Origin of the sequence: Enterovibrio coralii (assembly GCF_001559595.1) — a bacterium.
GTDB classification, from domain to species: Bacteria; Pseudomonadota; Gammaproteobacteria; order Enterobacterales; family Vibrionaceae; genus Enterovibrio; species Enterovibrio coralii.
Genome location: NZ_LNTY01000059.1, coordinates 217,138 through 230,782 on the forward strand (window position 1 = coordinate 217,138; position 13,645 = coordinate 230,782).

Genomic DNA, 13,645 nt, shown 5'->3' on the forward strand with positions numbered 1-13,645 from the left:
ATTCTATTGAGTTTTAGGAAACTAAACGGGCGTTTGAAAATAAATGAAAGGGGCAGGGTTTTTGTTCGTCACGCGATTTTTATAAAAATCTTGGATATGTGAAGAAAATAAAAAAGCCGACTGCAACGAGTCGACTTTTTATTAATTATGAAACAGATGCTTAGAATGTGTAGTTTGCGCTAATTGCGTAGATGTAAGCGTCACCGCCTGCTTCGAATGTAAATGGTACCCCACCCTCAGTTTCGGTGCCTGAGACAGTATCTCCTTTCAGGTATGCGAAGCCACCGTCGATAGTGAGATTGTCAGATGCTTTGTAAGTCGCACCGATTGAATACCAGTTACGCTCGGTATCTGGGATACTCATCGTTCTGTGAGAATCAGGCACTGGACTTTCATCTAAAGCAATACCAGCACGAAGTGTCCACTGGTTATTCAAGTAATGTGTTGCGCCAACAGCATAGCGCCAGCTGTCATCCCACTTCTCGTCTTTTTGCAAACAAACGCCTGCGCCAGCCGTGCTTGTACATGAAGAGCCTGTTGCACGTAGTTCTTGGAAAGAACTCCAGCCAATGCGCATTGCACTGTAATGAATTGCCCACTTAGGTGCTAATTTATGGTAACCAGAAAACTCAAGGATATCTGGAAGATTTAATTCCAGCTCTCCAGGCACCGTTGTGTTGTTAATCACCGTGCTAGGGCTTGATGTTCCTCTATAGTCGCCTTCTAGCGTAATGTCTGTTTCTGATCTGTAAGATAGGCCTAGTCTATTGTTTTCATTGATTTCCCAGAGAACACCAACATTCCATCCGAAGCCCCATCCATCACCTTTCAAGTTGGTCACTTGATCTGATGGAGATGTTAAACCAAGGTTTTGCAAATCTGTTGAACTGAAAGCTGCAGCACCAGCATTTCTTACCAAAGATGCATCAGCATAAATGGCGTTCAAACCGAAACCCAAGCTCCATTCAGGGGTGATCTTATAGGCATAGTTCACGTTAAAGTCGACAGTAGTGAGTTCAGTTTGACCTGCAATTAAACCTGCGGCTGAATCTGAAGGATATTCTGTTGCCAAGCCAAAGTTTGAGAATGCAGAAACACCGATGGCAGATTTTTCATTCAATGGGCGAACATAATGGATATTTGGAACGATGGCATCGGGAGCTACGCCGCTGTGATCTGACGTTGTATTGGGTATCGCAGACGCAGGATTAGTGCCTACAGTATTCACCTTCGCGTTAACATCAGGCTGTATAAAAGAAATACCACCAGAGAGCTGTGCTGAATCAAACATGGTCATTGCAGCAGGGTTACGCACAGCAACGGCAGCGTTGTCGGCGATGGCTGCTTCACCAGCGAATGCGCGGCCTAAGCCGCTGGCGGAATGCTCACTAATTTGGAATCCGGCACCGTGTGCTTGAAAAGTTGCCAGAGCAATCGCTGCGGATAGTAGGGTACGGTTTGTTACACGTTTCATCAGTCTTAGCCTCTCTGTCACTGCTTTTGTTTTGCCCGTAGCTGCATAGCCTTGTATCAAACACGCTATTACGGTTCAGTTTTAAGAGTATATTCGGCTTTCGAATGAATGTGACGGATTTGTTATCAATAGTTTGCGTTAGATCTACAATGGTATGACCACTAAATTTTCGTGAATTCATACTCTTGTTTGAAACGATTGTTTGAGCTGTGAGAGTGAGTATCGGAACGCCTTGTTTTTACTGGCGTTCCGAGGTGGGCAGATTGGAGAGAAGGAGAATGTTAGTCAGAATTTTGTTCGGATTCTTCTTCAGGCGAAATAACTGGCCAACCGCCCAATTTCTTCCATTTGTTAACGATCTCACAGAATAGTTCAGCAGTTCTTTCTGTATCGTACAGTGCAGAGTGGGCTTCGCGGTTATCAAAAGCGATACCTGCGGTTTGGCACGCTTTTGCCAAAACCGTTTGCCCCAGAGCTAGGCCGCTCAATGCTGCGGTATCAAAGGTAGCAAAAGGATGGAAAGGGTTTCGTTTCAGGTTTGCGCGCTCTGATGCTGCCATAACAAAACTGTGGTCGAAGTTGGCGTTATGAGCAACCATGATAGAACGTTGGCAGCCTTGTGCCTTTTGTTCTTTTCGGATGAGTTTGAAGATTTCTTTTAGGGCGTGTTCTTCGCTCACAGCACCGCGCAATGGACTGAATGGATCTTTAATGCCGTTAAACTCAAGTGCTTCCTTAACCAGATTCGCACCTTCAAAAGGCATAACATGAAAATGCAGAGTTTTGTCCGGTGAAATCCAACCTTCGTCGTCCATCTTTAAAGTGACGGCACAAATCTCCAGCAATGCATCGGTTTTCGCATTGAAGCCTGCAGTTTCAACGTCAATAACCACTGGGAAGTAGCCACGAAATCGTGCTTTTAAGGTGTTTAGGTTGGTTTCTTGGGTCATATTTGAGCAACTCATTAAAATCAGGCGTGCATTATGTCAGAACCAGCACTCTTTTTCATTTTCTTGTTGGGCCGATGATTATTACAATTACCACTAAAGAACTTGTATTGATGACCGATACAACAAGTAACGCTATTTAACGAAAGATATAGGAGCCAGCCAGATTATGAAAAGCGCGATTCGCCAAACGCTTCTCCCTCTGTGCATTGCTGCAGCAATCGCTCCTATCTCTGCATCTGCCAGCAAATACTATGGTGCCCAACCTACAGAATCAGTATGGCAGGTGAAGGTGGACACGCCGATTGAATGTCGCGTGGAGCATGTCATTCCTAATTTTGGTCTGGCCGCGTTCACGTCTCGCGCAAGCAAAAAGATTAACCTCGATTTTGAATTAGAAATGCGTCGCCCAATGGGGCAGACGGAAAACGTGGCACTCGTGTCTAAACCACCAGTTTGGACACCAGGTGAACCAGCAGAGTACATTGACCGCTTGAAGTTCTATCAACAGTTCGACGGTTATGTTGATGGTCAAACAGCATGGAGCATGCTTGCGGAATTAGAATCTGGCCGTTTGCCGACTTTCAGTTTCCGTGAGTGGCAAAGTCGCGGAAAGCGTGTTGAAGTTGCACTCTCACCCGTCGCTTTCCAATCTTCATACAATGAGTTCAGCGCGTGCCTATCAAGATTGCTTCCTTATTCGTTTGAGGACATTGCGTTTACCACGTTGCATTACGACGAAAACGGCGATGACCTGAATAAGCAGTCAATGGCAAAACTGGCTCAGATTGCGGAGTTTGTCCGCTATAGCCCTGATATCGACTTGGTCCTTATGGCGACATACACAGACACGCGTGGCGCAAAAGCCGCCAACCAGAGAATGTCAGAAAAGCGTGCGAAGAAACTGGAAGAGTACTTCATGTCGCTTGGCCTGCCGAAAAACCGCATCCAAGTAGAAGCATACGGTGAACGTCGTCCTATCGCGGTGAATGAAACGCCAATTGGTCGAAACAAAAACCGTCGCGTGGTGATCTCGCTGGGACGAACGATCATTTAACCCAACAAGAATCGAAAAAAGCCCCGATGCCGGGGCTTTTTTGTGTCTGGTGTCCTGTCCTAAATAAGGTTGACACTTAAACGGCTGCTTTTTCTTTGGTTTGCTCCGACGGCGTAACTATCGCCAGCAACGCTGCTTCGTCGACATCGTCGTGTTGAGAAGCGGGCAAGAAAGCATCGGCATAACGCTGGTAGACTTTCTGGTTGATAAACAGCCTAAAGAGATCAGGGTCTACGTGCTTATCTTTCGCCATAAAGGCAAGAATTTTGAGTGCTTCACTCAGCGTCTTCGCTTTCTTGTAAGGCCTATCGCTGGCTGTCAGTGCCTCAAAGATATCGGCAACCGCATAATGCGTGCGTCTATTGCAAGAGAGGTTTCATCTAGACCGTATGGATACCCTTTACCATCCAACTTCTCATGGTGGCCGCCAGCGATTTCAGGAACACGTTGTAAATGCTGAGGATAGGGGAGCTTTTTCAACATCTTGATGGTTTGTATGATGTGATCGTTAATGATGAAGCGCTCTTCATCATTCAGTGTGCCCCGCTGAATAGAAAGGTTGTAGAGTTCACCGCGATTGTGTTGAAGCTCAGGAATCGACAAGCTGAACTCCCAGTTATCAAATGTCGCTTGTTGCTTGGCAAGCCAAGGAATTTGATGATCAGTTTTGTCATCAATCACACGCTCGACACATGGAAGCACGTTATCGCCGCGTTCAGCTCGACGATCGGCTTCTTCCCATGACAACCCAAGAGAATCATCGATCGTGCGCACCCAGGTGCGTTTTGAGATCTCTTCTAAGCGCGCAATGTTGCTTTCATCCATAAACTCGCCGCCGACATTACACTTGGCGATAAACGCAAAATCGTCATCGAGTTGTTTGTGTTTAGTCTCAAGCCACTGACGCCAGATGCTTTCATCTTCGCCTTCATACCGTTTTTGCCAGTAGGTGATTTCGGCATCTCGCTTCATGACTTCAAAGCGAGTACGAACTTCATGAATGCGGTTATAAATGGTTTCCAGTTTTGTTGCTTTGTCGACCACATATTCTGGCGTTGTGACCTTGCCACAGTCGTGTAGCCAAGAGGCAAAGTGAAGCGCCTCTTTTTCCTGTTCATCCAAATTGAAGTCAGGGAAGAGCTCTTTATCTTTATTCACTTCTTCCGCCAGCATAAAGGTCAATTCTGGTACACGTTGGCAGTGACCGCCTGTATACGGCGACTTGGTATCAATCGCAGATGCCATCATCTCAATAAAGGACTTAAACAGATGTTTTTGCGCTGCAACGCGGTCCCAGTTCTCTTTAATAAGTGAAGCAAAACCGAGGAACTGGCGGATAAACAGAATCTTATCTTGCTGCGCTTTAGAGGGGCTTTCATTGAATCCGAGCAGTACATAACCCACACATGCCTTCTCGCGATTGTAGAGAGGCAATAGCCAAGCATGCTTGATGTTTTCAGGCAGACGGTTTCTTTGTATATCCGTTTCTGACGGTTTAAAACTGAAAAATGACTGGCACTCCAACGCCTTCGATATTTCAGGAGAGTCGTTGAGAAGGTTCGAGATATCGAGCTTTTGGCTTTCGATACTTGTTGGGAACTGGGCAATAAGCACCAATTCGTCTGGCGACTCTGTAGGTTTCGTCCACAAATGTACCGTATCGGCTTCTGCGGTTTGGTGACAGTGAAGAACAATGTCAGCCATCAATGCATCAAAATTTGTGCTGTTGGAAACCCGATGCAGAGTATCGAGGAAGCTGCCAATGGTTTCTGACATAAGCTGCACTGATTCAGACAATTCATGCACTTCCACGATGTTCGATTGAGGTGTAGAGACGGAGGTGAAGTCCAGTTGTCGAATCCGTTGTGTTGCTCGGCCAAGTTGTTTCAGCGGATTGGCGATTTTCTGAGAGGCCCAAAGCACCATGATTGTGCCAATCAACAAGCCAAATACGCTGATGATGATTTGGTTGTTCCTGGCTTCAATTGCACTGCCAATCAGTGCTTTTTCAGGAATCGCTTTCGCAAGCCAAAGGCCTCGTTCCGAGCCAAAGTTCATGTGCATCAGATTCAGCACCCAAGTTTGACCTTGGTGTTCGACTTTCTGATTAGACTCTTGCCACTCGGAGGTTTGGAACAACGTATTTAGCGGTGACTTCGTCAGTTCTTCCAAATAGACATTCTGGTTTGCGCCGGATGACGTACTTGGTAGGAAGCCGGTATGAGCAAAAATTCGGTGACTATCATCCAGCAACATCAATTGGGTGTCGGGTGAGTCGATAAGGGCATAGAGGAAGCGCTCCAGCGACGCGAGCGTAATGTCCGCAGCCAACACCGCACTGCCATCCGGCAATTTGCGCGATAAGGTCACGCCCATACGCTGAATGAACATGTAGTAGTAAGGGTCAGTAACATGAATGCTGCCGTCATCCGGCGCGACGTTATACCAAGGGCGGGTTGTTGGTGCGTATTCAATATTATTGGTATCAGCGGCTATGTAAGTAAGGCTTTCGTCGTAGTAGGTTCTGATTTGACGGCCTGTTGAACCATTGATGTCCACCATAATGTGGCTGTTCGATGGCGTTGAAAATTGCTCTTTCATAAAGTCAGGTTTCGTTGAGCGCACGAAGGCTGAACTTTCATCGGGGTACCCCAAATAGATAGAGAGCACGTCAGGGTTTCGCGTCATGATGGCGTTGATAGTAGAAAGCCACTGCGGATTATTAGCTGAAAAGACACTTTCTCCGAAACTGGAGGTGGCCATCATGTCCATCGAGGTGACGACGGGAGAGAGCAAGTTCTGAAAAGACGCTTTGATTTGGGCAGCGTTTTGCACGGCACGCTCAGAGGCGAGTTGTTCGTTTAAGGCTTTTGAGTTGTGGTAACTCAGAAAAATGAGGATGATGGATAGTGCTGAGACGACGACAAAAAAGATTCCAGCGATATGAATTTGGAGTGTGTAATGTCTCTTGGCGAACATGCTCTTTGTCTTATAAGTAAGATGTTACTTAGAGACTATCAGATCTAAAAAATTACAATTCCTTTGCATTCATCCCTATGAATATCATCACGAAAAAAAATCCATCGTGAGGCGTGGCTCGAAAAAAGTCGCCATTCAATACTGTCCAACTTGCTAGATAACCAAGCTTGACGTGCTACATAAATCAACAACTGTGATCGCCTTTGAAAGATCACTGTGTTTGGTGTGCGATGGCACCTTATCTTCAGGGAAAACGATCTTAAGCAATGCCAGTTCGTCCACCGTGTCATGCTGCTCAGTCGGCAAGAAGTCGTCGGCATATTTTTGGTAGATCTGCCGTTGAATGAAGATGGCAAAGAGGTTCGGGTCGATGTGTTTATCTTTGGCCATAAACGCGAGGATTTTGAGGGCTTCGCTGAGCGTCTTCGCCTTTTTGTAGGGGCGGTCGCTTGCCGTCAGGGCTTCAAAGATATCTGCCACTGCATGATTCTCGCATCAATCGGGAGTGCATCTTCATCTAACCCGTAAGGGTAGCCCTTGCCGTCTAGCTTCTCATGGTGGCCACCCGCTATTTCCGGAACACGTTTTAAGTGCTCTGGGTAGGGGAGCTTTCTCAGCATGGTAATGGTTTGGATGATGTGGTCATTGATTTTGAATCTTTCCTCATCATTCAGTGTTCCTCGGCGGATCCCAAGGTTGTAGACCTCACCACGATTGTACTGAACGGATGGAACAGGAAGCTTGAACTCCCAGTTTTCAAAGTGCTTCAGTTGCGAGTCCATCCAGTGAATTTGATGGTCGACACGGTCACTTAGCAGCTTTTCCCTGCAAGGCAGGGTTTTACCACCGCGGTGCTTCCTGCGCTCTTCTTCTTCCCATGACAGCCCCAGAGAGTCATCTAGGGTTCGAGTCCAAGTCATGTCACTGATTCGCTTCAATCGCTCTATGGAAGCATCATCCATGAATTCTCCACCAATGTTGCATTGGGCGATAAATGCAAAGTCGTCATCCAATTGCTGGTGGAGAGCCTTCAGTGCTTTCTCATCTTCAACCGTGGTTTGGTTTTTACACTTTTTCTGTAAGTAAGCGATTTCAGCGTCACGCTTAAGGACTTCAAAGCGTGTGCGGATCTCATGAATTCGGTTGTAAATCGTTTCCAGCTTGGTCGCTTTGTCTACCACATACTCAGGCGTAGTGACTTTTCCGCAGTCGTGCAGCCATGCCGCAAAATAGAGTGCCTCTCTCGATTTTTCATCAAGGGTAAAGTCGGCAAAGGTCTCGGTATCTTTGCTCACTTCCTCCGCAATCATAAACGTCAACTCTGGCACGCGCTGACAATGACCGCCGGTATACGGGGATTTGGTATCGATTGCGGATGCGAACATTTCCACGAACGATTTGAAGAGGTTTTGTTGGGCGGCAATATGATCCCAGTTTTCTTTGATGAGCGAGGCAAAACCGAGGAACTCTTGGATAAATGCGATTTTCTCTTCTTGTTCAGCAGTGACATGATGATTGAAGCCAATCAACACGTAGCCAACGCGCTCTTCGTCGCGGTTATGCAGGGGAAGTACCCAAGCCCTTTGTAAATCATCGGGCAACTGGCAAGCACGTTTAACCGCTTCATTGGGTGAAAAAGTATGGAACTGCTGATTATCTATCGCCTTCGCCATCTCTGGTTCGGCGATCAGGAGGTTAGAAATGTCGACTGTTGTTGCGCTGATTTCCTCTGGGACATGCGCTACAAGAGACAGTACCTCACGATCGTCCATGTCTGCTGCCCACATCAATACATAATCCGCACTAGCGGTTTTCTGACAATGTGACACCATATCCGCAAGCAGAGATTCAAAGTTCTGGTTATGTGAAACACGGTGAAGCGTATTGATAAAGTCACTGATGGTTTCTGACATCACGCTGATGGAATCAGACAACTCGCGCACTTCTTGAATGGTTGAGTCGGGGGTCTTAACGCCAGAGAAATCCAGATTACGAATTCTTTGAGTGGCTTGGTTCAATAGGCGCAGGGGGGCGGCAATACGGCGAGACGCCCAGAGAATAAGAATGGTGCCCAACCCTAGAACGGCAAAGCTGATGACGATTTGGTTGTTTCTCGCTTCAATGGCCGTACCGATAAGCTTGTCTTCAGGGATGGCGGTGGCAAGCCACATGCCTTCACCTTGCCCAAATGCCACGTTAACCAAGGTCGTTCGCCACAGGGTTTCATTGTGCATGGTCGTTTGCGAAGACTCAGACCAATTTCCTGCAGTGTAAAGGTTGTTTAGCGGTGAGCTTTCCAGTGCTTTGGCGTAAATGTCTTGGGTTGTGGTTTCAACCGTGGTTTCCATTACGCCGTTTTGCGCCAGCACAGTCCCATTGCTATCGAACAGCAGGACTTGCGAATCACCGGAAAAGGGCAGTGAGCGAAGAAAGTCGTTCAATGTCTCCAGCGTGATGTCCGCGGCAAGTACCCCACCGTTGGCAGGAATACGCTTGGAGATGGTGATGCCCATGCGTTTGATGAAAAGGTAAAAGTATGGGTCTGTGATAAATATCGACCCATCATTTGGCGTGTCTTTGTACCAAGGGCGAGTGGTAGGAAGATAGGAAATCTTGTTGCTTTTTCGCCGATGTAATCCAAGTTTTTGTCGTAGTAGGTTCTTACTTGGTCACCATTACTTTGGTTGATGTCGACCATGATGTAAGAGTTGTCCGGCGTGGAAAACTGGTCACGCATAAATGCAGGACGGGTAGAACGGATAAACGCAGAACTTTCGTTTTCATATCCGACGTAGATGGCCAACATGTCTGGAGAGACATCCATGATGGCACTGACCGATGCCAGCCAGTTTTTGTCATTGGAAGCATCGAGGGTATGACCAAAATCAGAGGCGGCGAGCGTCTCCAGTGCAGTAAGTACCGGTGAAACCATCTTTTCGAAAGCGAGTTTGACTTGCTCGGCGTTTTGTTCGACACGCTCTCGTGCCAATTGCTCGTTGAGTGCTTTGGAGTTTTGATAGCTGAGAATGATCAAGACCAGTGAAAGCACTGATACAACGATGAAGAAAATACTGGCGATGTGGAGTTGAAGCGTGTTCTTTTTACCAAGCATGAAAGCAGAGTCTTATTTTCGAGACAGTACTTTAAGCCTATCAGAGATAATTGAATTTGAAGGAAGAACACGGAAAGTGTGACGGTGCGAAAAATTACAGAGAAACGGTTTGCGGTACGCTGAACCATTAAAGGTGCATCTGGTTGTATATGAAAGAAAAACGCCGCAATGATTGCGGCGTTTCAATCCAGTTTAGTTACCTAAACCTTCTGATGCGCTTTTGTTTTGAATCAGCTCGATTTTGTAACCGTCTGGGTCTTCAACAAAAGCGATTTCGGTAGAACCACCTTTTACTGGGCCTGGCTCACGAGTGACGTTGCCGCCAGCTGCGCGAATCGCATCACACGTGCTGTAGATATCATCTACGCCAATCGCGATATGACCAAAAGCAGTACCTTGCTCATATTCAGTGGTGCCCCAGTTGTAGGTCAGTTCGATAACTGCACCTTGGGACTCATCGCCGTAACCAACAAACGCCAGCGTGTACTCGTACTGCTCATTCTCGTTTTTACGCAGAAGTTGCATACCCATCACGTCGGTGTAAAAAGCAATTGAACGGTCCAAATCGCCAACGCGAATCATGGTGTGAAGAATACGACCAGTGCTCATGACATTCTCCTTTACTATGTCTTTTGATTTAGAAAAAGCCACCGTGGGTGGCTTTTTGTTATTCGTCTGGATAAACCTTGTCTTTGAATTCACAAAGATCTTCGATAACACAGCTTCCACATCGCGGTTTACGCGCGACACAGGTATAGCGGCCGTGAAGGATCAGCCAGTGATGCACATCCACTTTGAACTCTTTAGGCACCACTTTCAGCAGTTTCTGCTCAACTTGATCGACGTTTTTGCCGACCGCAAACTTAGTGCGATTGGAGACACGGAATATGTGGGTATCCACCGCAATGGTTGGCCAGCCAAACGCCGTATTGAGTACCACGTTGGCGGTTTTACGGCCCACACCCGGCAATGCTTCTAAGGCTTCTCGGTTCTCAGGGACTTCACCGCCATGTTGGTCAATCAAAATCTGACAGGTTTTGATGACGTTCTCGGCCTTTGAGTTAAAAAGGCCAATGGTCTTGATGTAGTCCTTCACGCCGTCAACACCCAGTGCCAACAAGGCCGCTGGCGTATTGGCGACAGGGTAGAGTTTGTCGGTGGCTTTGTTGACACTGACATCTGTCGCTTGGGCGGAGAGTAGAACAGCGATAAGCAGCTCAAATGGCGTGCTCCAGTTCAATTCTGTTTCGGGATGCGGGTTTTCTGCGCGCAATCGCTCCAGTATTTGGACACGTTTTTCGTTGTTCATTGCTCTTCCATTGAATGCTGAGTTTTTATTTTTTAGTCAGTGGTTGTCACGCGAGCGCGTTCAATGACCACTTTTTCTTTTGGTTGTTTTTTCGCTTGGTGCTCATCCAGTGCATTTTTTGCGGCAATCAGGAACCCTACGGCTAGGAAAGCACCCGGTGGCAATAATGCCAGCAAAAAGGCGTTATCGAAGTGGAAAAGCTGCATTTTCAGACCTGCCGCCCAGTCTCCCAACAAACGATCTGCGCCATCAAACAAGGTACCGTTACCGAGGATCTCACGAATAGCACCAACAACCGTCAGTGACAGGGTGATCCCCAGTCCCATCCAAAAACCGTCAAGCACGGATGGTAGCGGTGTGTTTTTCGACGCAAAAGCTTCCGCACGACCGATGATGATACAGTTAGTCACAATCAGTGGGATGAAGATACCCAGAGATTGATAAAGGCCGTAAGCGTAAGCGTTCATCAGTAGCTGAACACAGGTTACCAGCGACGCGATGATCATCACGAAGATGGGGATACGGACTTCTTTTGGCACCCACTCACGTACCAGCGAGATAGTCAGGTTTGAACCCACTAGTACCAGCAGCGTTGCCAAGCCAAGTCCTAATGCGTTGACCACGGTTGATGAGACCGCCAATAAAGGGCACAGGCCGAGCAATTGAACGAGCGTTGGGTTATTTTTCCAAAGCCCGTTTTTCATCAATTCAATGTTTTGACTCATGATGCATCTCCACAATCTTGTGGTTGCTTAACGATGGTATCGAGGTTTTCGCTGACGTACCACGCGGCTTTGCGCGCTGCGTTTACAACCGCACGAGGCGTAATGGTCGCACCGGTAAACTGGTCAAATTGACCGCCATCTTTCTGCACGTGCCAGCGTTTGTCGTCAGCACTTTCAATTTTCTGGTTGTTGAACGACAGTGCCCAGTCGGACACGCTCAACTCAATTTTGTCGCCCAGTCCCGGAGTTTCATTTTGGCTAAGTACACGAAGGCCCAGCACGGTTTTGTTGGTGTCTACACCAACCAGAATCTTGATGGCACCGTTGTAGCCGTCAGGGGCAATGGCTTCAATCGCGATTGCTGTTGTTTTGCCGTCTTTGGTAGCAATGTATGCAGGCATGGCTGACTTAGAACCCAATTCTGGACTGGTTACCATGGTACAGCTTTTGTACAACGGGTTGTCATGCATGGACGTAGGGATCACTTGGTTCAATACGTTTAGCAACTGCAATCTTTGTTGTTCAGCAATGGTGTCTTTGGTCAGGGCATCAGTAATTGCAATCAAGCCCGTTGAAAGCAGGGCGACGAAAGCCAGAACCAACCCATTTTTTCTCATCGCGCGGATCATTTGCTTTCCTTACTGTAACCGTATGTGGTTGGCTTGGTGTAGTAGTCGATCAAGGGCACACACATGTTAGCGATCAACACGGCAAATGCCACACCGTCAGGGAAGCCACCGAACGTACGAATGAGGTAAACCAGCATGCCAATCATGGCACCAAAGACCAGTCGACCTTTTGTCGTGGTGGATGCGGAGACCGGATCGGTTGCGATGAAAAACGCCCCTAGCATGGTGGCACCGGAGAACAGGTGCAGCAGCGGAGACGCGACAGTATCTGGCTGATGGCAAAACCTACAACGCTGAACACAAGCAGTGTTGCCAGCATTGCTACAGGGATTTGCCATTGAATGACTTTTAGTTTCAGTAAAACAATACCGCCTGCAAGGAACGCGAGGTTAACCCAACCCCATCCTAAGCCCGCAAACGTGCCAAACACTGGCTCTTGAACTGCTTCTGTCACCGTTTTGCCCGCAAGCAGGGCGGTTTTTACTGTGTCGAGCGGCGTCGCCATGGTTGTGCCATCGACAGCTTGACGAAGCTGGTTGACGCTAAACCCATCAACGCTCAATCCCGTAAACACCGCGGACAGGCCATCCATAAAACTCAATGGTTGAGCTAACAAAGATGATGGCGGCAACCAGGTTGTCATTTGCACAGGGAAGGAAATCAGCAGTACAACGTACGCCACCATTGCAGGGTTAAATGGGTTTTGTCCCAAACCACCATAAAGATGCTTTGCAATAACGATAGCGAACAGAGAGCCGATCACTGCAATCCACCAAGGTGCGAAAGGCGGGATAGCAATACCAATCAAAATACCTGTCAGCAGGGCTGAGTTGTCCTGTAGGTAGCGTTTAACCGGACGACGACGCATAGCGACAATGGCAGCTTCTGCCACCATTGCCGTGATAGATGCGATGAGCACTTGAAACAACACGCCCCAACCAAAGAAGTAACACAGTGCTGCAATACCCGGAAGGGTACACAGGATCACCGTCATCATGATGTCTTTGGTGCTTCTGCGGTTATGACTATGTGGACTACTGGCTAGAAAAAAGGCCACGACTACTCATCCTCACTTTTGTTTTGCATCTGCGCTGCTTTACGTGCTTTTGCGCGCGCGACGGCAGCAGCGACAGCTGCTTTTTTCGGGTCTTCAATTGCAGGCTCTTCGGTTGAAGGAGCGTCTGACAATGCAGCTTGTGCTTCAGTGTCTTCGCTTTGTGCCTGTTGTGCGGCTTTACGTGCTTTCGCTCGCGCTACAGCAGCGGCAACGGCCGCTTTCTTTGGATCTTCCTCAGAAGGCTCAGCAACGTCAGCCGTTTCTTGGGCTTCTGCCTGTTGAGCGGCTTTACGTGCTTTTGCACGCGCCACAGCAGCGGCAACAGCTGCTTTCTTTGGATCTTCTTCAGAAGGTTC

Annotated in this window: 9 protein-coding genes and 4 pseudogenes; 1 reads left to right on the top strand and 12 read right to left on the bottom strand. The window is 47.7% G+C overall.

Annotated elements, in window-relative coordinates; all coding sequences use genetic code 11:
- Positions 1–160 precede the first annotated feature (160 nt).
- Together ATN88_RS23600 and rnt are read right to left on the bottom strand one after the other, a co-directional pair.
- Positions 161–1,474 carry an outer membrane protein transport protein gene (locus tag ATN88_RS23600; RefSeq protein WP_067419940.1) on the bottom strand — a complete coding sequence of 438 codons (1,314 nt, stop codon included), beginning with the start codon at positions 1,472–1,474 and terminating at the stop codon, positions 161–163.
- A gap of 281 nt (positions 1,475–1,755) precedes the next feature.
- On the bottom strand, positions 1,756–2,424 hold the full coding sequence (gene rnt, locus ATN88_RS23605) for a ribonuclease T (protein WP_067419941.1): 669 nt from the start codon (positions 2,422–2,424) through the stop codon (positions 1,756–1,758).
- 166 nt (positions 2,425–2,590) lie between these two features.
- Between rnt and motY the strand changes: the two genes are divergently transcribed.
- Positions 2,591–3,478, top strand: coding sequence for a flagellar protein MotY (gene motY / locus ATN88_RS23610; protein ID WP_067419942.1), 888 nt, complete (start codon positions 2,591–2,593; stop codon positions 3,476–3,478).
- A 76-nt stretch (positions 3,479–3,554) separates the two neighbouring features.
- Here the strand turns inward: motY and ATN88_RS29115 are convergent, their stop codons facing one another.
- The 10 genes and pseudogenes from ATN88_RS29115 to ATN88_RS26270 form a co-directional block, all read right to left on the bottom strand.
- The gene (locus tag ATN88_RS29115) at positions 3,555–3,731 is read right to left on the bottom strand and encodes a hypothetical protein (protein WP_232313504.1); all 177 of its coding nucleotides are present in this window, start codon (positions 3,729–3,731) and stop codon (positions 3,555–3,557) included.
- Between the two features lie 33 nt (positions 3,732–3,764).
- Positions 3,765–6,457 (bottom strand): annotated as a pseudogene (locus ATN88_RS23615) (HD domain-containing phosphohydrolase); the annotation flags it as partial.
- 153 nt (positions 6,458–6,610) lie between these two features.
- Positions 6,611–8,970 (bottom strand): annotated as a pseudogene (locus tag ATN88_RS23620) (HD domain-containing phosphohydrolase).
- On the bottom strand, positions 8,895–9,569 hold the full coding sequence (locus ATN88_RS27985; protein WP_232313507.1) for a hypothetical protein: 675 nt from the start codon (positions 9,567–9,569) through the stop codon (positions 8,895–8,897). Before ATN88_RS27985 ends, ATN88_RS23620 begins: the two are co-directional and overlap by 76 nt.
- Before the next feature lie 192 nt (positions 9,570–9,761).
- The gene (gloA, locus tag ATN88_RS23625; RefSeq protein WP_067419943.1) at positions 9,762–10,178 is read right to left on the bottom strand and encodes a lactoylglutathione lyase; all 417 of its coding nucleotides are present in this window, start codon (positions 10,176–10,178) and stop codon (positions 9,762–9,764) included.
- Between the two features lie 58 nt (positions 10,179–10,236).
- Positions 10,237–10,878, bottom strand: coding sequence for an endonuclease III (gene nth, locus ATN88_RS23630; protein ID WP_067419944.1), 642 nt, complete (start codon positions 10,876–10,878; stop codon positions 10,237–10,239).
- Between the two features lie 32 nt (positions 10,879–10,910).
- Positions 10,911–11,603: an electron transport complex subunit E gene (locus ATN88_RS23635; protein ID WP_067419945.1), complete on the bottom strand. Its 693-nt coding sequence runs from the start codon at positions 11,601–11,603 to the stop codon at positions 10,911–10,913.
- On the bottom strand, positions 11,600–12,232 hold the full coding sequence (rsxG, locus tag ATN88_RS23640) for an electron transport complex subunit RsxG (protein WP_067419946.1): 633 nt from the start codon (positions 12,230–12,232) through the stop codon (positions 11,600–11,602). The genes ATN88_RS23635 and rsxG overlap by 4 nt, the downstream gene beginning before the upstream one ends.
- Positions 12,229–13,289 (bottom strand): annotated as a pseudogene (rsxD, locus tag ATN88_RS23645) (electron transport complex subunit RsxD). Before rsxD ends, rsxG begins: the two are co-directional and overlap by 4 nt.
- Before the next feature lie 2 nt (positions 13,290–13,291).
- Positions 13,292–13,645 (bottom strand): annotated as a pseudogene (locus ATN88_RS26270) (electron transport complex subunit RsxC); the annotation flags it as partial.